Source organism: Marinobacterium sp. NO-S09 (genome assembly GCF_059179545.1).
In genome coordinates, this window is sequence record NZ_CP168954.1 from 3,963,849 (window position 1) to 3,982,406 (window position 18,558).

The window sequence follows — 18,558 nt, forward strand, 5'->3', positions numbered from 1 at the left end:
GCTGACGCTCATGCCCGGTAACACTCTTCCCGTGTCATGAGCGCCCAGACAATGCGGGCCAGCTTGTTGGCCAGCGCGACGATGATTGTATTGGGATGTTTCCCTTTCATCCCGTGAAGCCATCGGGCCAACCGCGAGTCGTCAGTGTGTATCAAGGCGCGATAGGCCGCACGAGCACCATGCACGAGCTGCTTGCGCACGTGGACGTTTCCCTGCTTGCTAATGCCCAGCAGGCGCTCTTTGCCACCACTGGCATGCTGCCGGGGCACCAGGCCCAAGTAGGCACTGAAGTGCCGCGCTGACTTGAAGTGACCGGCATCGCCCGCGTGACTGTACAGCAGAGTGGCATTCACTGGGCCGATACCTGGAATGCTTTGCAGGCGTGTACAGACTGGGTTGTCTCGTGCGATCTGTTTCAGCTCGCGGTCATAGTGAGCAATGCGCTGTTCACGCTCAAGCCATTGATCTCGCAGATCATGAATCAGTTGGCGGCCTCGGTGGCTCAACTCAGCGTCGGCATCTTCTAAAACGCGTGGAACAGCCTCCAGGATGGCTCGATGTCCTTGGGCAATAACGACCCCCATTTCCAGCAAGATACCCCTCAGCTCATTGCCAATGGCCGTGCGCTCTTTAACCAGCCGTTCACGTACTCGGTGTAGTGCCTGGATGTCGAGCTGGTCGACCGATTTGGGTGCCACTGAAGGCATCGCCGGTCGGGCGGCGGCTTCGGCGATCGCGGCAGCGTCACGCTGATCATTTTTATGCACCTGAACGAAGGGTTTTACGTACCGGGGATGAATAATCTTCACCTGATGCCCGAGCGCACTGATAGCACGTGCCCAGTAATGAGCACCGCCACAGGCTTCAATGGCAACCAGGCTTTTCGGTTGGCGCGCCAAAAAGGGCAGGAGCGCATGCCGTTTCAGTTGTTTTGCAAAGCGGGTATGCCCCTGTTGATCATTGCCTTGAAGTTGGAAAACATGCTTGGCCAGATCAATTCCGATGATGCTAGTCTTATTCATGAGATGGATCCTCTTGCCTGGATGCCGAACCTTGATTGGTCTGCAAACTCAATCATGGCACGGGGTGGGCGGATCCATCTCATTTCCCACAAACCTGATCAAAGCCCAGACAGGTGCTTGGATATTCCTTTGGGAGACTGCCATGTGGGAGGCCGCTCCGCGGCCGAATGCTTCGCGCACAAAGTGCGCTTCCACACTTCCACACTTCCACACTTCCACAACACAGCCTGCAGCTAACTGACTGGCAGAAGGTCTACAGCACTGAAAATAAAGAGCTGTTTCAGACTTCAGTCTTGGGGGGTTCAACACCCAGACGCTGGGCAGCAATTACGGCCTGGGTACGGCTGTGTACACCCAGTTTGCGCAGGATTGCGGTCACATGGGCCTTGATGGTCGCCTCGGACACACTGAGTTCATAGGCGATCTGCTTGTTGAGCAGGCCTTCGGTCAGCATGGTCAGTACGCGGAACTGCTGGGGAGTCAGGGATGCCAGAGCAGCGGCAAACTGCTGGTCTTCTTCGCTGACTTCATCCATGTTGTCGGTCAGTTCCTGCGGCAGCCACTCTTCGCCTTCCAGTACGGCGGTAATGGCTTCGGACAGGGTTTCCAGCGGCGCGGACTTGGGAATAAAACCTGATGCACCATAATCGATGGCGCGCTTCATCACATGCGGTTCTTCACTGCCGGAGACCACTACCACCGGCACACCGGGGTGCTGGCCACGCAGGAATACCAGGCCGGAGAAGCCATGAGTACCGGGCATGTGAATATCCAACAGCACCAGATCAGCATCGTTATGCTTCTCAACCGCCTCTTGTACCGCTGCCAGGCTGTCGGCTTCGACGATGTCGATACCAGGCACGGCCTGCGTCACGGCCTGACGGAGCGCCGCACGGAACAGAGGGTGGTCATCAGCGATTATGATCTTGTGTGCCAGTTGCATGCATCGTTCTCCCAGGAGCTGTTTTTGAACTGGGCCATCGACCCTGAGGCCAAGGCAGACCGTTTTCCGGCACAGCATAATAGCACTTCTCGCTATACAAAACCGCAACCGGAGCAGGTGTTAATGATTATAGGGGTTTTCAGCGAACAGACGTAAAAACGCCCGCAACCAGAGGCCGCGGGCGTTCGTGAACCAGAATGTAAGGCGTTGGAATTAGCCTTTGCGGTTCATGCGGTTTTCGATAAGGTCGTCCACCACGGTCGGGTCAGCCAGGGTAGAGGTATCACCCAGGGCACCGAAATCATCTTCGGCGATCTTGCGCAGGATACGGCGCATGATTTTGCCGGAACGGGTTTTCGGCATGCCCGGTGCGAACTGGATCAGGTCCGGAGAGGCGATCGGGCCGATCTCGGAACGTACCCAGTTGCGCAGCTCTTTCATCAGCTCATCAGACTGCTCGTAGCCGCTCTGCAGGGTAACGTACACGTAGATACCCTGACCTTTGAGGTCGTGCGGGTAACCCACTACAGCCGCTTCCGCAACCGCCTGGTGTGCCACCAGTGCAGATTCAACTTCCGCAGTACCCATGCGGTGACCGGATACGTTGATGACGTCATCCACACGACCGGTGATCCAGTAGTAACCATCTTCGTCGCGACGGGCACCGTCACCGGTGGTGTAAACACCCTTGAAGCTGGAGAAGTAGGTCTGGGTGAAGCGCTCGTGGTCGCCCCAGATGGAACGGCTCTGGCCCGGCCAGGAGTCCTTGATTACCAGGTTGCCATCGGTGGCACCTTCCAGTTCGTTGCCTTCGTTGTCCAGCAGTGCCGGCTGTACGCCGAAGAACGGACGGGTTGCAGAACCCGGCTTGGTCGGCGTGGCACCCGGCAGCGGTACGATCATGATGCCGCCGGTTTCGGTCTGCCACCAGGTGTCGACGATCGGGCAGTTACCCTTACCGACAACGCGGTGGTACCACTCCCAGGCTTCCGGGTTAATCGGCTCACCCACGGAGCCCAGAAGTTTCAGGCTGGACAGGTCGGAATCACCCAGTACGTCTTCGCCCTGCTGCATCAGTGCACGGATGGCAGTCGGTGCGGTGTAGAACTGGTTAACCTTGTGCTTCTCGATCACACGGCCGAAACGGCTGTTGTCCGGGTAGCTCGGCACACCTTCAAACATGACGGTGGTAGCACCGTTGGCCAGCGGGCCGTACACGATGTAGCTGTGACCGGTCACCCAACCCACGTCGGCAGTACACCAGTAGATGTCGCCTTCCTGGTAGTCGAACACATACTGGTGCGTCATGGCCGCGTAGACCATGTAACCACCGGTGGTGTGTTTCAGGCCTTTCGGGGCACCGGTAGAACCGGAAGTGTAGAGGATGAACAGCGGTGCTTCAGCGTTCATCGGCTCGGCCGGGCAATCGGTAGACGCAGCGGCAACCGCTTCTTCGTACCAGACGTCACGGCTGTCGTTCCAGGCCACATCCTTATCAACACGTTTGACCACGAAGACATTATCAATTAGCTCAGCCGCGCCAGCGTGATCATCCAGCGCCTTGTCGACGTTGGCTTTCAGCGGTACAGCCTTGCCACCGCGCAAGGAGTAGTTGGAGGTCACCACGACCTTGGACTTGGCGCCTTCGATACGGGCAGCCAGTGCGTCCGGCGAGAAACCACCGAATACGATAGAGTGAACAGCACCGACACGGGCACAGGCCAGCATGGCCACAGCCGCTTCCGGGATCATCGGCATGTACAGGGTAACCACATCACCCTTTTCAACGCCCTTGGCCTTAAGTGCGTTGGCAAAACGGCAGACACGCTCGTGCAGGTCGCGGTAGGTGATTTTTTCGTCTTCGTCCGGGCTGTCGCCTTCCCAGATGATGGCAACCTGGTCACCACGAGTTTCCAGGTGACGGTCCAGACAGTTGTAGGCAGCGTTCAGCTCACCATCTTCGTACCATTTGATGTCAACGTTGTGCGGATCGAAGCTGGTGTGTTTAACCTTGGTGTACGGCTTGAACCAGTCCAGGCGCTTACCCTGTTCGCCCCAGAATGCATCGGGATCATTCACCGACTGCTCGTACATGGCCAGGTAAGTATCGTTATCGATGTGCGCCTTGGCTGCGAAAGCCGGATCGACCGGGTAGACTTTTTGTTCACTCATGGTGATGCCCTTAACTTGCGATTTGTTTTTATACCTTGGTCACGCCGCTCTTGGTTATAGTCGCTATTGTCGGCGCATGCGAGTTACCTAGGGAGGTTATACCGAAGCGCCTCCGTCCCCCTGAATTAGACATTGGTCTACTCGGATCACTACAAAAGTCTCAAACTCCAAGGTAAGCAAGTATTCACTTACCTGCTAACATCGACTCCAGATCAATTCCCTCTTCACGCATTCGGGCGAGCTTATACCTTAGTGTCCTGGGGCTGATCCCCAGCTTCTCGGAAGCATCCTTGCGACTGCCATTGGTTGCCCGCAAGGCTTCCACGATCAGTTGGTATTCATGCTGCTTGAGATCATTCCCCAGCAGACCATCCGGCTCGGCCTCTGCCGGTTCATCAATGGTTGCGGATGTCTGTGTCTGCATCTCGCCCAGCGGGATCGCCTGGCCGCTCAGGTGCAGGTCTTCGGCACGGATCAGCGCCCCGCCCTGCAGAATCAGCGCCCGCTGCATCACGTTATCCAGCTCACGCACATTGCCGGGCCAGGCATAGTCACGCAGCTGCGCCACGGCCGCAGGTTCAAGGCGCGCCAGCGTGCGTCCCATCTTGCGGCAATGATGTTGCAGCAACTTCAGGGCCAGCGGCTCGATATCCTCCTGGCGCTCGCGCAGAGGCTGCCACTGCAGCGGGAACACATTGAGGCGGTAATAGAGGTCTTCACGAAATTTGCCTTCAGATACATAGGCTTCCAGCTTGCGATTGCTGGTAGCCAGCACTCGCACATCCAGCGGAATCACCTTGCGCCCGCCGATGCGTTCTACTTCCTGTTCCTGCAGCACGCGCAGCAGTTTCGCCTGCAGCCCCAGATCCATTTCGCTGATCTCGTCCAGCAACAGCGTGCCACCGTTAGCCTGCTCAAATTTGCCGGGCTGGCTGCCGATGGCACCGGTAAATGCGCCCTTTTCATGACCGAAAAGGGTCGCTTCCAGCATGCTCTCGGGAATGGCGGCGCAGTTGATGGCGATGAAGGGTTTGGATTTGCGCGGCGAATGCTGGTGGATATAACGTGCCAGCACCTCCTTACCGGTACCGGATTCACCGGTGATCAGTACGGTTGAATCAGTCGTCGCCACACGCTGGGCTAGTTGCAGCAGATGGCGACTGCCCGGTGCTTCCGCAATCGGCGCTTCGCTGTCGGCTTCAACCCGCCCCTCCGCGTGAGTGCGGATCAGCGTCACCAGCTGTTCCGGTTCAAAGGGCTTCATCAGATAATCGACGGCTCCGTTGCGGATCGCCTCCACCGCCTTGCTGACCTGACCATAAGCCGTGATCAGCGCCATGGGCAGCGCCGGATACTGTTGCTTCACCTGCGCCAGCAGTGCATGGCCATCCATGCCCGGCATGTTCACATCGGAGACCACCATATCGACCCGGTTGCTCTGCAGGCACTCCAGCGCCTCTTCACCACTGCCCGCCTGCAGGAAGCCGATATTGGCCAGCTCCAGGGTGTCGGCAATGGCTTCTCGCAGATCCACATCATCTTCAACGATCAATACCGTAGCGGTCATGGGTGTCCTTCATCAGTTTTCAGCAGGGGTAAACGGAAAGAGGCACGAGTGCCTTGCCCCGGGGTAGAGCTCAGTTCAAATTCGCCATGGTGCGCCTTGGCCATCACCTGCGCGATGGCCAGCCCGAGGCCGGTGCCATGGGAACGGGTGGTGTAAAAGGGTTCTTGCGCGCGCTTGAGTGTTTCGGCATCCATCCCCGGCCCCTGGTCGACCACCTCAATCTGCAGTCGATCTGCTGACTGACTCAAGCGTAGCTGCAGCTCGGCGCCCTCGCCACAGGCCTGGAGCGCATTGCTGACCAGGCTCAACACCGCGCCCAACAAGGCTTCCAGATTGCACTGGATACGCGCCTCCGGCGCTTCGTTAATGCAGTCACAGTCAGCGTCGTACTGAGTCAGAGGCTGGTCCAGCAGGTCTTCCAGGCGCGCCATCAGGGTTCGGCCATCGACGCGATCTTCAAGCTTGGTCTCGCCACGGGCGAAGATCAGCATGTCGCGTACCTGCTGCTCCAGATGCGTCAGGCGTGACTTCACCTTGCCGGCAAAACGGATGCGCTTGTCATCGTCCAATTGCGGTGCCATCAAATGGCTGGCATAGAGCAACGCGGCCGATAGAGGCGTGCGTACCTGATGCGCCAGCGACGCCATCATACGGCCCATCTCGGACAGACGCTGGTAATGGTGCAGCTGCTCTTGCAGGGTACGCGTATGGGTCTGATCGGTGAGGAATACCAGCTGACCGGGTTCCCCTTGCAGGGACTGGGTCGACAGGCTGACACGGCGGCCGTTTTTCAGTGACACTTCATGGCCATCATCAGGCCGCGGTGCGAAACAGGCGTTAATCACTTCGAGCCAGGTTTTGCTCGCCAGCGTTATTCCCAGCAGCGCTTCTGCCGCCGGGTTATGTTCGGTTACCAGGCCATTCTGCCCAATGACCAGCACCCCGCCGGGCATGCGATCAATCAGGCGCTGCAGGCGATCTTTGCTGAATTCGATAGCTTCATTGTTACGCTGAAGGCTCTCATTGGTGCGCTGAAGGCTCTCATTCTCGCGCTCAAGCTCTGCCACACGGGCTTCCAGCTCGGCAATACGTGCCTGTGCATCCGGTGAGCTCATTGACGTTCAATTCCGTATTTGCGCATCTTTTCGACCAGCGTGGTACGGCGAATCTGCAGCAAACGTGCCGCACGGGAGACCACCTGGTTACTTGCTGCAAGCGCCTGCTGAATCAAGGTTTGTTCCTGGTTTTCCAGCCAGGCTTTCAAATCCAGCCCATCGGCTGGCAGCCCTGCTTGCTCTGGTATGACTACAGGCTGAGCGGTATGAATAGCGGTTTCGAGGGGTGCGGCTTCATCCACAGGTACGCCCGCTTCATCCAATTCCAGCGCCTGTTGATAATGCTCCGGGTTGGGCTCGGGCAGGTGACGGAATTTTGCCGGCAGCTCACTTACGCCGATTACGCCGCCGGGGTGAATGATGCTGAGCCGCTCCACCAGGTTGGCCAGTTCACGCACATTCCCCGGCCAGGGATGGCGCTTGAGTGACTCCAGTGCGGCAGGGTGAAACTGCAAACGGCCTGCATCCTGATCATCCAGCTGCTCGCAGAGGTTGTGGATAAGCAGCGGCAGGTCTTCCAGCCGCTCACGCAGGGCCGGCATTTCGATGGGGAAAACGTTCAGGCGGTAGTACAAGTCTTCACGGAACTGACCATCCTGAATCATCAATTCAAGATTCTTATGGGTGGCGGCGATGATACGCACATCCACATTCAGCGTTTTACTGCCGCCTACACGCTCAAACTGCTTTTCCTGCAACACACGCAGAATTTTCACCTGCATCGGCAGCGGCATATCGCCGATTTCATCGAGAAACAGTGTGCCACCATTGGCCAGCTCGAAACGGCCTGGACGGCTGGAAATCGCACCGGTAAAGGCCCCTTTCTCATGGCCGAAGAGTTCACTTTCCAGTAACTCGGAGGGAATGGCTCCACAGTTGACCGGCACGAAAGGCCCGTCGGCACGGCCCGAGTGTTCGTGCAAGCAACGGGCAACCACTTCCTTACCCGTACCCGACTCACCGGTTACCAGTACACTGATATCACGTGGCGCGACCTGGGAAATAAGATGACGAATGGTCCACACCGAGCGACTTTGACCAACAAAGCCGGGCATATCCGGCAGGTCCTGCCAGTGTTCTGGTGCCTGTTCATTCAGGATGGTGCATTGATGCAGCCAATCCATCAGCTGTGGATAACGATAGGGGGCCTCCAGCACACCCAGAATCAGGTGACGGGAAAAGTCGGCCCGTTCAAGCTCCGGCCATTCACAGGTGAGCAATTTGGGGATAAGGCGGGATTGGTCCAGGTCCGAAATCAGCTTGCCAAGAGCGATTGGCAGCGTGCTTTCGCCAATCAACACCAGGCCAACATCGGCAAGCGACAACTCCTTGCCTTGCTGCAGCCAGGTTACAAAGTCAAAAACATGACACTCCCGCTCCAGCAACTCGAACACAGCCCTGAGGCTGTCACGTCGCTTGGCGTCATCATCCAGAATAATAATATCTAAGGCGGTAGGCCGGCCCTGTCCATGCATGGTCGAATCCGAGACTTGTCAGGATTCTGTCAAGTTACCCGAAGCAGCAGCCATGTCAATAGATTGACATCTGTGGAAAGCAGACAAAAGAAAGCCGGGGCATGCCCGGCTTGATGTGTAGTTAACTGGCTGAGCGGATATCAGCCTTCCTTGTAGGAAGTGGTCTGATGCTCTTCTGCCGGAATCTGTGACCAGCCTTCAGAGATGGTAACGATCAGCTCGCTGACTTCCTTCACCTTGGCAACATCATTTTTGCTGTTTGCTTCCATCAAAGCACCCAGCATGTAGCTGTAGAGGTTATCCAGGTTAGTTGCAATTTCTTCGCCCTGCTCAAAGTTCAAGCTACCTTTAAGCGCAACAATGATTTCACAGGCCTTGTTGATTTGACGAGCACGCTCCTGAACTTCATTACGCTCAATATGGCCCGTTGCTTTAGCCAAGGACTCCAAAGCACCTCGAAATAACATGCTGATCAACTGATGAGGGCTGGCAGCTTCTACCGCCGTATTCAGGTCAACACTCTTGTACTGGTTAAGCGCTTTGTTAATCATTCAACTTCTCTCAAAACGAAACATTATTTTTGCGCGGTAAACGGCAAGCGATCCATCAAACCATCAAGGGAATCCCCTGTTGCATTGAGGCTACCGATAATTCTTTCCATCGCCAAGAACTCAGCACTCAGACGTGCTTCATATTTCTCCATTCGGCGATCCAACTCCTCACGGTCTTCATCCAAACCTTCAAGGCGATTGGTCATGTTTTCTTCCCGCAGGGCGATTGTCCCTTCATTGGAGAGAAAACGGCTCATGAGGTTATCCAGCTTGCCAGCTACACCTCTGGAGTAGTTGATCTCAAACGCCCCACTTCCGGCAGCTCCGGGGTTCACCGTCAGGTTAAGGCCATAAGCATCAGATGCCAGGTCTGGGAGCAAAACATTTCCTGCACCAAAACCAGCTACCCCGTTAATGGTCCCTTTCACGTCCAGGCCTTGCTCTTGGGTCATCACGGAAGCAGCACCCAAACCGATATTCGCCATATCAGCACCCTGTAGACTCAAGGTTACTTTGGAATTTTTACCGAACTCACGTGACTCCAAAGTAAACTGGCCGCTCACATCATCATAAATGACATCAATTGCGGCATTAACACCTTTGATTTTGGAGTCGCCGTTAATCTGGGACTGCAAATCACTGCGCAGCTCTTCCACATTGGCGTAGGTGCCACTCAGTTCGATGATGTTGGAGATAGTTCCGTTCACGTTAACACGGAAGCTGTAATCACCTGCACTGGCATCGATATCACCGCCACTGAATAGCGCAGCGGCATCGAAGGCTTCACCGGTCAGGTACCCTTTGGCAGCATCCTGAGTAATCTCAACGTCATAGCTACCCGGCTGCGCCGCACCGATACGCGTACCCATGCCAACTTCAACATAACCATTCTCAGATGAAGCCTTGCGGGCAAGAAGGTCCGCAACTTCATCAAAGTTATTATTGATAGCTGAACTGAACTCGCTTTCCTCAATGGACAGAGAACCATCACGTTCAGTACGAATTCCCAAGTTGGTCAGCGCAGTGAAGCCAGACTCAATACCCTCTACCTCAGAGCTGATTGAACTGCGCAGCTGGCTGATCAAGGATTTTGCAGAGCTATCGGAAGCCAAATCCCCTCGAACGGGCATATTGTTCTCGTCGCGGCTGTACCCGGTCAGAGTTTCGGCTACTTCCTGAAACGCATTGTAGGCATCTACAAAATCCCGAATTGCCTGCTCTGCAACGGACGAATCGGCATCAATGGAGAAATTGATTTTTTCGCCTGCGGCGGCCTTGTTCACCGTGAACTCAAAACCTTCAATCACATCAGTCATCTGATTGCTTTCGCGGCGAATTTCCAACCCGTTCACGGTCAATACTGCATCACTGGCCTGCTGGGTTTCAGTGACGCCCGCTGACTGAGATGACTGATTGAAGTTGAAGCCCTGTAACAGCGCTGGTGCCGTCCCGGTGCCATCATCATTACCTGTGATAGACAGGGCATTGGCCTCGCCGGAAGGAGAGGTGACCATCAGCTGGTACTGATCACCCACGCGCATAACACTGGCCTGAATCCCGGAGTCAGTGTCGTTGATTTTCTCGGCGATATCTTTCAGAGAGTCCGAAGCTTCAATATCAATACTGAGGGCAGGCTCGTCCGCATTGGCAGCAAAGGTGTCTGGAGTCGTTCCCGCATAGGTCCAGGTGCCAAATTGAATATCCAGTGTGCCACTGCCACCCAGAGCAGCATTTTCGTCATTATTACTGCCCATCACCAGCGTCTGCGCACTGGCAACGTCATTGACCTCTATCTGGTAGCTACCGGTCTGAGCACCAGGTTTAAGAGCCTCGGGCGAAATCAGATCTGTTTCGGGAAAAGCCGCCGAACGGGCATTAAAGGTATCCGGGCTAGCCAGTGGAGACAGCATACCCTGGAAATCAGACAGCGCGCTTTTCAAGGTACCGTAGGCAGAAATTTGCGCCTGCAGTTCCTCTTGCTTGCGCTCGATGCGCTGGTCCTGAGGTGCCCGCTCCGCTTGCACCAGTGAAGATACCAGGTTGCTGGTATCAATGCCGGAACCACCTCCCAGAGAGGAAATGATGTTATTGGCCATGCGGGACCTCCTTCAATGCCTTTTAAAGTCAGGCACGTTCGTCAAATATAAGGCCGACCATACCTTCGAGAAACTCGGAAAATTTGAGCTGCTCTTCAGTAGGGATCTGGCGGACAACTTCATCCGTGTCGATATCCACAACCTTAACAACCATTTCATCCGTTGTATCATCCACGGAGAAACGTAAAGCACGGTTGCTGCTATCCATCAGTTTGTTCATCTTTTCGACAGCTGCCTGCAACTCCTGCGCCGACGGACCAGGACGCTCAGCCGCTTCGTTCTGCTGTACTGCATCAGTCGTTGCATTCAGCGTTCTAACCGGTGACAGCCCTTGTTTAGGCAGATCGGCATTTTCAGGCAGCTGGCGGGAAGATGAATTACTCGACTGCTGCAAAAGCTGAGTATTGTTACTGTTGAAACCGGAGGAATCGATACTCATCACTTTTACCTCTTGATTCAGAAAGGCCACCCCCATTCGGGAGCAGCCTTCGTTACATCAAAGTATAGACTCTGATGATTACTGGAGCAGTGACAGGACCTGCTGCGGTGCAGCGTTGGCCTGGGCCAGCATTGAAGTACCTGCCTGCTGCAGCACCTGCGCACGAGACAGGTTGGCAGATTCTTTAGCGAAGTCCGCATCTTCGATTCGTGAACGGGCCGCTGCCTGGTTCTCGGAGATATTGGACAAGTTGCTCATAGTAGAGTCAAGACGGTTACTCACCGCACCGAGGTCACCACGGATGGAGCTGACCTGCTCAAGGGCATCATCTAGTATTCCGATCGCTTTTTGTGCGCCGTTCACAGTCGAGATGTCTATATCGGCGACCGAGCTCCCTGCTGTTTCAGAGCTGTTTGTTTCCAAGAAACCAATAGCTTTTACGCTAGCTTCCGCAGTGCTCGCTGGGCCGTAAGACACACTAATTTCATCACCGCTGACTGAGTTCAGGGTAATCGATTCATCAGCTGCCACAGATGCAACCACCCCGGTTTCAGCCGACTTGGCATTGATTGCAGCAACGTTGTTGGCCGCAATTGTAGAAACACCAGTTCCACTTTCAGCAGCGCCGATTGCTACACCGTTGATCACCAACTCCTGATCCAACAAGAGCTCGGCGCCACCTGTTGAGAAACCGGTAATATCTGATCCATCGCGATTCTGAATACCGATCCCCGCGCCAAGTGTGGCTGCTGATACCGGTCCTGTACCAACTTCGATGTTAACATTTTCAATATTTGAATCAGTGATATTGAAAGTCAGCTGCGCGTTTTGGGTTACGTTACCAGACCCATCTGTCAGGCCTGCAGCTTGGGCAGCGGCATCGTCAGTAACGGTAATCTGTGCGCCTGTTTCACTAGCAAGTACCAGCGCGCCTTCATCATTCAGGCTCGCTTGAACCATCCCTGCTCCCTGCTCATTAATTTTATCAACCAAGTCATCCATACTGGTTGTATCAGTAATCTGCAGGCTGTTATTTTCAGCGCCAGGGCCAACAAGAGTCAGCTTCAGAGTATCACCGTCTGCAATCACACCTGTCGCTGTATCAGCGAACTGGCCTTCAAGTTCAGTGAAAGCACCGACTTCGACACCGGAAATTTTGGAATTAATCGCATCCAGTTTGTCCTGAAGGGTAGAGCCAACGTCTCCATTTGTAAGACCACCAACTTCTTGGCCGTTAATTTTCAGAATATCGGTTCCGCCACCAGTAATCGCTGCCAAACCTGCAGCCAGAGTTGTAGCACCTGTATCAGTGCCAATGACATCAGCAGAGCTTCCGCCCAACCCTTTAGCATCCAGCTTGCCGATTTCGGTAGAGATAGTCTGGTTAGCTTCGGAGCCGACCTGCAGTACCAACTCACCCAAGCTGCCATCCAGCAGGTTCTGGCCGTTAAAGCTGGTAGTTTCTGCGATACGGGTCAACTCATCCTGCAACTGCACCACTTCAGCGTTTAGCGTTGAGCGGTTACCAGAATCGTAAGTACCGTTTGCTGACTGAATAGAAAGCTCACGCATACGCTGCAGGATATTGGTGGTTTCATCCAGCGCACCTTCTGCTGTCTGAATCAACGCCTGACCATCGTTGGCGTTACGTACGGCTTGGTCGAGGCCACGAATCTGAGAGGTCATGCGGTTGGCTATAGCCAAACCTGCAGCATCATCTGCAGCCGAGTTTATGCGCTTACCGCTGGTCAAACGCTCCATGGATGTATTCAGATCGTTCTGACTTTTAGTCAGCTGGTTCTGCGCGTTGAGCGACATGATGTTGGAATTGATTACCATTGCCATGAGTCTATCTCCTCAATACGTGGTCACTCTGACCATCTGTAAGCAAATCTGTGTCGAATATTCTATGCGGCTAGCCGCCTGTACTACTTTTATCGTCCTCGTTCAGAAAAGCTTGAGTATTTTTTACTGACAATGTGCTGCCGGGCTATCAGTGACAAGCCCGCAAGGGAGCTTTAGGATGACACTTATATTTGTTACAACAGGATGTTCGCCGATATGAGCAAGCGCCGCACCCGAAAAAGTCAATCCTCGCCCGCTAAAACAATCGCTCAGACAAGCGAGCGAGAGAATCAGCCCGATCGTTTTTCGGCTTTCCTGGAGCAATTACGCAACCTTTTCAAGGCCAATAATTTCGCTGCCGCTGATGAGCTAGTCAAAGAGCATGCGTCGCTACTCAATAGCCAGCGAGACTTAACCTTGGAGCTAATGCTGGCACAGCTGTCATTGAACCTGGGACGTTACAAGGCAACATTGATCCATACTACCAAAGCCTTAATGCTCTGCGATGACAGCGAGGTGGCACATTATTACGCCTCACATGCCCATTTCGCGCTCAAACAGCCAGAGTCAGCGTTGGAAGAAATTGAACGCGCATTGGCACTCAATCCGGTGGATCAGTACTACCGTTTTCACAAGGCGACTATTTTGGTCGAGCTATTTCGCCATTCAGAGGCTATCCCTATCTACGACCAATTACTGAAGCAATTCCCCAACAACCCCAAGGTACTTAACAATGCCGGCAACTTATACAGGGACTTGGGTAACCTTAAGCGAGCTCAAGCACTGTACAAACAGGCAATACCGCTGGCGGGCAATGATAGCCTTCCCTATTCCAACTATTTGACCTGCCTACACTACGACCCTGATGCCAAAGCAGATTTTATTTTCCAGGCGTGCCAAGAATGGGAGCATTACTTTCCTTTCAAGCGCGAAAAGGCTCGCCCTGCTCCCTGTTCCACTGTGTTCGCATCCAAACGCTTGCGCGTTGGCATGATTTCCAGTGGTTTTAACGGGCACCCTGTAGGCCGTATGGTGACATCGGCACTCGAGAAACTCCCACCTCATGCATTCGAGCTGTTCTTCTACAGTGGCAACAGCAAATCAGATGAAATAAACCAGCGCTTTCAAGAAATGGGGCATTACTCTTTGGTCACCCACTTGTCAGACGAAGAGCTTGAGCTGCGTATACGGCAGGATCAGATAGACATCCTGATTGACCTGGCTGGCCATAACAGCGGTAACCGCATGCGAGTAATGGCCATGACCCCCTCCCCTATACAGGTCAAGTGGGTGGGAGGTCTGATTAATACAACAGGTTTGAACAGCATCGACTATCTAATCAGTGACAACATTGAAACACCTGAAGGTGTAGATTCGATGTACTGTGAGAAACTAATACGAATGCCGGCTGACTATATCTGCTATGAGATGCCCGATTACATGCCAGACGTTGCATCATTACCGGCAAATCGCAACGGATATATCACTCTCGGTTGCTTTAACAACCCAACCAAGACGAACCCTACTGTCCTAGAGCAGTGGGCGAAGTTAATGCATACGCTGCCTGATTCTCGCCTCTACCTTAAAGGTCACTACTATACATCCGATGAATTGCGCCGGCGTATTCTTGAACAACTGCAGGGATACGGTATTGAATCCGAACGTGTTTTAATCGAAGGCCCTTCAGTTCACCAGGAGCTTCTGTCCTGTTACAACCAGGTCGATATCGCACTGGATCCTTGGCCCTATTCCGGCGGCCTAACCACCTGCGAGGCTTTCGCCATGGGTGTCCCTGTGGTCACCATGCCCGGCCCTACTTTTGCCGGTCGCCACTCGGCAACACACCTTGTCAACGCTGGCATGCCGGAACTGGTCACCCATAGCTGGGATGAGTACCGCGAACGGGTCATCGAGCTGGCCTCGGACCTTGATAGCCTGGCCACGATTCGCTCACACCTTCGCACTATCCTCCTGCAGTCGCCTGTATGTGATGCCGAGACTTTCGCCGGTCACCTGAATAATGCATTACGGGCAATCTGGCAGCGATACACCGAAGGAAAAGAGCCGGCCGCATTAAGTTTCACTAAACAAGGAGAGGTACTCTTTGAAGGCGACTCTGCTCCCATGCAGCTGCAACATCCAGAGGCTCCTGCTGCAGCGGAAGACGAAACCTTCAAGTGGGAGTTTGAAGGCAAGGTTATAGCGATTGATCATGGCGCCCAGCTATTTGATGTGCCGGTCATCAAACAAATGCTTGAGCAGGGTACCCTTGAACTCATTGCTTTTGACCCAGCCAGTAATAGATTAAAACACCCTTTAAGACATGCTGGGGGAGTTCATTATTATCCAAATATTCTCTTGGGCAACGGGCAGGAAAATACTCTCTATGCTTGCCAAGACCCTAAGCTCAGCGGAACACTCAAACCACTGGATGAAGAATATTTCACACAAAAATTGCAACAGGGGCTTTCTCCCCTGGCCGAGTTACCCGTCAACTCTCTTGCACTGGACAAAGTCAGCGAGCTACCAAGCATTGACTGGCTCATACTGGATAACCTGAACAATAGCGTCGATGTACTTGAACATGGCTCTGAGGCCCTTAAAGATACCCTTCTGATCCATGCTGATATTGCTTTCCAGCCAACTCATGAGCGTCAGCCAAACTTTGCTGAAGTTTCACATTGGGCCGCTCGGCACGGCTTCAGGTTCTACTGTTTTTGCAGTGAAGAAAACCGGACACAAGTGCCACAAACGGTTATTGGTGCCAACCATTATGCAAACGAGCTTACCAACGCAACAGCCATCTTCATTCCTACCCATGAGCGACTCAAAGAGTTCAGTGCCGGTCAGCGCCGAAAGCTAGCCTTTATTGCAGATACAGCATACTCGTTGGAAGGACTATGTTTTGAAGTACTCGAACATAATCCGGATAAAGAAGCCGAACACTATATTCAGTACAAAACAAATAAAAGGGTTGCTGATCAACAACCTCACGTGCCCACAACTGGTATACGCACCAAGCCCAGAGTACTAGAAACTCACAGCCGTCAACCGGATCTTTCACAAACAGATACAGATACAGATACAGATACAGATACAAAGAGGATTTCAAAACCGGAAATAACACTTCCGGATAACGTGGCCCAACACCTGAAAAGAGTATACAAGGATTCAGCTGTCATTCTTGAATATGGTAGCGGAGGCTCCACAGTGCTGGCTTCTGAGCTTCAAGGTAAACAGGTATTCACCGTAGAGAATGACCTGAGCTGGGCGGATAATATTATCAGTTATATCAGCCAAGCTGACTTACCATCGCCCGCAGTAATCCATACTGTTAATATCGGAAAGACGGGGCCCTGGGCACGTCCTATTAATGATGCCAATTGGCGTAGTTTCCACCAGTACCCTCTAAGCGTCTGGGACAGAAACGATTTTGTTCATCCTGATGTCATTCTCATCGATGGTCGATTTCGAGTCGCATGTTTTGTCGCGGCCGCAATGAGAATAACCAAACCCACCATCGTTCTGTTCGACGACTATGGCGACCGGGATTATTATCATGAGGTGGAGCGTTTGGCCAAACCGGTCAAGATGATAGGACGAATGGCACATTTTGAACTAAAGCCTGGAGACATTCCGGCAGATGAACTGACTTGGATGATTGCCAGCTTTAATCAAGTCACCTACGCAAATAACACCCGACGATAAAGGGAGCACAACCTCATGTTAAAGCTCACCGGACTTGCACTGGAACTGTTGCAAACAACCCAGCTCCTCCACGACAAGGCACAAGCCGGTGAGCTGGAGGCCATCGCGGAACTTCAACAGCAACGCGCTACGATTGTCTCAGAGCTTGATCAAGCCAGCCGGCAGGAATGGCCTGCCGACGTTAAAGCTGAGTGCCGTAAACTGTTGGAGCAATCACGTAAGCTTGAGAATGAGGTAGTCAAAATTCTCAATGAGAAGCGCGACGCCATTAGCCAGGAACATCAACAGCTCAAACGGGGCCGCAGCGCCGCCAAAGCGTATGGCAAATTCGGCTAGATTATCGAGCTAATCCGGGCCTTGGCCCGCCTGCCCTGCTAGCGAATATAATTAAACAGGCTAAGTTCTTTTATCTGCGAAAAGCTCTGATATGCCGCCTGCAGCACTGTTTGCTGCAGTGCGAAGCGGCTCAGACCTTCTGCATAGTCCAGATCTTCGAACGAAGAAAGGGCTTCCTTGGTAAACAATTGGTAGTCGGTGTTAACCGACTCCTGCTGATCCAGAGCGTTCATTCGTGCCCCTAGCGATGTACGGCCGCGAATATTGCTTTCTTCTGCCTGTTTCAAGCTATCCAGAGTGCCGGCGATTAGTTGCTTGAATTCCTCTTTTTGCTCAGGATCATTCAGATCCAGCTCTTTCAGGCCTTTGCTAAGGTTCAATGCTACATTCAAGGGGTTTGTCTTCTCAGCGCGCATATCAACTTCGGCATTGTAGGTGCCATCATTGGCTGTCGTGGCAGGGTTTACTTCAACACTGATACCCCAGGTTGTTTCAAGATCAGCAGCGGTTCCGGTAAAGCTCATTGGCGGAGTACCAGAATCGGTTACGTTTAATGATACCGTTGCGGGAGGGGTTGCAGCCCCTGAAACAGTCACTTCAAACGCTAACGGCATGGTGCCCTTCTCACCTAATTCTTCTTCAAACAGTGCCAAGTCAGTAATTTCAGCCCCCAGCAGCACACCATCAGGATTGTTGCTCACAAAAGGCTGCTCCGGCCCATCGATCTGCTCAAATAGCATTTCACCGGAGTCGGTAGAGGCGATGCGGTTATCGGCGCCGATCTGGATCATGCGCTGGCCGCTATCACCCTGATAAACATATTGCTGTGCATCCTCATCATAGCTGTAGGCTGCACTGTCGCCCTGAAAACCAGCAAACAGGTATTCTCCCTGAGCATCTTTGGTATTCATGAGCCCCAGCATCTGCTGGGTCATTTCATCGACTTCAGCAGCAAGGGTTTCACGGTCAGCAGCACCCAACGTGGTACTACCGGCCTGAATACTGATTTCACGCAGACGAATATTGATGTTGTTGAGCTGCCCGAGGGCAATCTCTTCCAGCTCCAAGCGACGTCGTGACACATCAATGTTGCCCTGGAACTGGTCGTTACGCGCCACTTCCTTTTTCAACTTGATGATCTGAGCGGCCGCAAGAGGGTCATCCGAGGGCTGAAGGACTTTTTTGCCAGTCGATAACTGCTGCTGGGTCTTAAACAGATCTGCGTTGGTGCGGCTCAGGTTATCCAAATTGGATAGAAAGACCTGTGATGTTGAGATGCGCATAAGTCC

The 18,558-nt window shown here is 53.5% G+C and carries 13 protein-coding genes; 2 read left to right on the forward strand and 11 right to left on the reverse strand.

The window, feature by feature from the left end; genetic code table 11:
• Nucleotides 1-8 precede the first annotated feature (8 nt).
• The 10 genes from O3C79_RS18305 to O3C79_RS18350 form a co-directional block, all read right to left on the reverse strand.
• Nucleotides 9-1,022, reverse strand: a complete 1,014-nt coding sequence (locus O3C79_RS18305) for an IS110 family RNA-guided transposase (RefSeq protein ID WP_494384249.1) — start codon at nt 1,020-1,022, stop codon at nt 9-11.
• 280 nt (nt 1,023-1,302) lie between these two features.
• Complete coding sequence (locus O3C79_RS18310) at nt 1,303-1,965, reverse strand: response regulator transcription factor (protein ID WP_010325305.1); 663 nt, start codon at nt 1,963-1,965, stop codon at nt 1,303-1,305.
• Nucleotides 1,966-2,178: 213 nt separating this feature from the next.
• Nucleotides 2,179-4,137, reverse strand: a complete 1,959-nt coding sequence (gene acs, locus O3C79_RS18315; RefSeq protein WP_494384250.1) for an acetate--CoA ligase — start codon at nt 4,135-4,137, stop codon at nt 2,179-2,181.
• Nucleotides 4,138-4,321: 184 nt separating this feature from the next.
• Nucleotides 4,322-5,704 (reverse strand): sigma-54-dependent transcriptional regulator, encoded by a 1,383-nt coding sequence (locus O3C79_RS18320; RefSeq protein ID WP_494384251.1) that lies wholly within the window; start codon nt 5,702-5,704, stop codon nt 4,322-4,324.
• Complete coding sequence (locus O3C79_RS18325; protein WP_494384252.1) at nt 5,701-6,819, reverse strand: sensor histidine kinase; 1,119 nt, start codon at nt 6,817-6,819, stop codon at nt 5,701-5,703. Before O3C79_RS18325 ends, O3C79_RS18320 begins: the two co-directional genes overlap by 4 nt.
• Complete coding sequence (locus O3C79_RS18330) at nt 6,816-8,294, reverse strand: sigma-54 dependent transcriptional regulator (RefSeq protein ID WP_494384253.1); 1,479 nt, start codon at nt 8,292-8,294, stop codon at nt 6,816-6,818. The genes O3C79_RS18325 and O3C79_RS18330 overlap by 4 nt, the downstream gene beginning before the upstream one ends.
• 140 nt (nt 8,295-8,434) lie before the next feature.
• Complete coding sequence (fliS, locus tag O3C79_RS18335; RefSeq protein WP_417534275.1) at nt 8,435-8,845, reverse strand: flagellar export chaperone FliS; 411 nt, start codon at nt 8,843-8,845, stop codon at nt 8,435-8,437.
• Nucleotides 8,846-8,868: 23 nt separating this feature from the next.
• The gene (gene fliD / locus O3C79_RS18340; RefSeq protein WP_494384254.1) at nt 8,869-10,941 is read right to left on the reverse strand and encodes a flagellar filament capping protein FliD; all 2,073 of its coding nucleotides are present in this window, start codon (nt 10,939-10,941) and stop codon (nt 8,869-8,871) included.
• A 28-nt stretch (nt 10,942-10,969) separates the two neighbouring features.
• The gene (locus O3C79_RS18345; RefSeq protein WP_417534277.1) at nt 10,970-11,380 is read right to left on the reverse strand and encodes a flagellar protein FlaG; all 411 of its coding nucleotides are present in this window, start codon (nt 11,378-11,380) and stop codon (nt 10,970-10,972) included.
• A gap of 78 nt (nt 11,381-11,458) precedes the next feature.
• On the reverse strand, nt 11,459-13,225 hold the full coding sequence (locus tag O3C79_RS18350; RefSeq protein ID WP_494384255.1) for a flagellin N-terminal helical domain-containing protein: 1,767 nt from the start codon (nt 13,223-13,225) through the stop codon (nt 11,459-11,461).
• 216 nt (nt 13,226-13,441) lie between these two features.
• On the opposite strand from O3C79_RS18350, the gene O3C79_RS18355 reads away from it, so the two are divergent.
• Together O3C79_RS18355 and O3C79_RS18360 are read left to right on the forward strand one after the other, a co-directional pair.
• On the forward strand, nt 13,442-16,933 hold the full coding sequence (locus O3C79_RS18355) for an O-linked N-acetylglucosamine transferase, SPINDLY family protein (protein WP_494384256.1): 3,492 nt from the start codon (nt 13,442-13,444) through the stop codon (nt 16,931-16,933).
• 15 nt (nt 16,934-16,948) lie between these two features.
• Nucleotides 16,949-17,269: a flagellar protein FliT gene (locus O3C79_RS18360; protein WP_494384257.1), complete on the forward strand. Its 321-nt coding sequence runs from the start codon at nt 16,949-16,951 to the stop codon at nt 17,267-17,269.
• Between the two features lie 38 nt (nt 17,270-17,307).
• Here O3C79_RS18360 and flgL read toward each other — a convergent pair whose 3' ends face one another.
• On the reverse strand, nt 17,308-18,552 hold the full coding sequence (gene flgL / locus O3C79_RS18365) for a flagellar hook-associated protein FlgL (protein ID WP_494384258.1): 1,245 nt from the start codon (nt 18,550-18,552) through the stop codon (nt 17,308-17,310).
• Between the last annotated feature and the right edge of the window lie 6 nt (nt 18,553-18,558).

Excerpts from the sequence above, each read along its gene's own strand:
- O3C79_RS18305 (WP_494384249.1), bottom strand. The coding sequence starts at position 1,022 with ATGAATAAGACTAGCATCATCGGAATTGATCTGGCCAAGCATGTTTTC.
- O3C79_RS18310 (WP_010325305.1), bottom strand. The coding sequence starts at position 1,965 with ATGCAACTGGCACACAAGATCATAATCGCTGATGACCACCCTCTGTTC.
- acs (WP_494384250.1), bottom strand. The coding sequence starts at position 4,137 with ATGAGTGAACAAAAAGTCTACCCGGTCGATCCGGCTTTCGCAGCCAAG.
- O3C79_RS18320 (WP_494384251.1), bottom strand. The coding sequence starts at position 5,704 with ATGACCGCTACGGTATTGATCGTTGAAGATGATGTGGATCTGCGAGAA.
- O3C79_RS18325 (WP_494384252.1), bottom strand. The coding sequence starts at position 6,819 with ATGAGCTCACCGGATGCACAGGCACGTATTGCCGAGCTGGAAGCCCGT.
- O3C79_RS18330 (WP_494384253.1), bottom strand. The coding sequence starts at position 8,294 with ATGCATGGACAGGGCCGGCCTACCGCCTTAGATATTATTATTCTGGAT.
- fliS (WP_417534275.1), bottom strand. The coding sequence starts at position 8,845 with ATGATTAACAAAGCGCTTAACCAGTACAAGAGTGTTGACCTGAATACG.
- fliD (WP_494384254.1), bottom strand. The coding sequence starts at position 10,941 with ATGGCCAATAACATCATTTCCTCTCTGGGAGGTGGTTCCGGCATTGAT.
- O3C79_RS18345 (WP_417534277.1), bottom strand. The coding sequence starts at position 11,380 with ATGAGTATCGATTCCTCCGGTTTCAACAGTAACAATACTCAGCTTTTG.
- O3C79_RS18350 (WP_494384255.1), bottom strand. The coding sequence starts at position 13,225 with ATGGCAATGGTAATCAATTCCAACATCATGTCGCTCAACGCGCAGAAC.
- O3C79_RS18355 (WP_494384256.1), top strand. The coding sequence starts at position 13,442 with ATGAGCAAGCGCCGCACCCGAAAAAGTCAATCCTCGCCCGCTAAAACA.
- O3C79_RS18360 (WP_494384257.1), top strand. The coding sequence starts at position 16,949 with ATGTTAAAGCTCACCGGACTTGCACTGGAACTGTTGCAAACAACCCAG.
- flgL (WP_494384258.1), bottom strand. The coding sequence starts at position 18,552 with ATGCGCATCTCAACATCACAGGTCTTTCTATCCAATTTGGATAACCTG.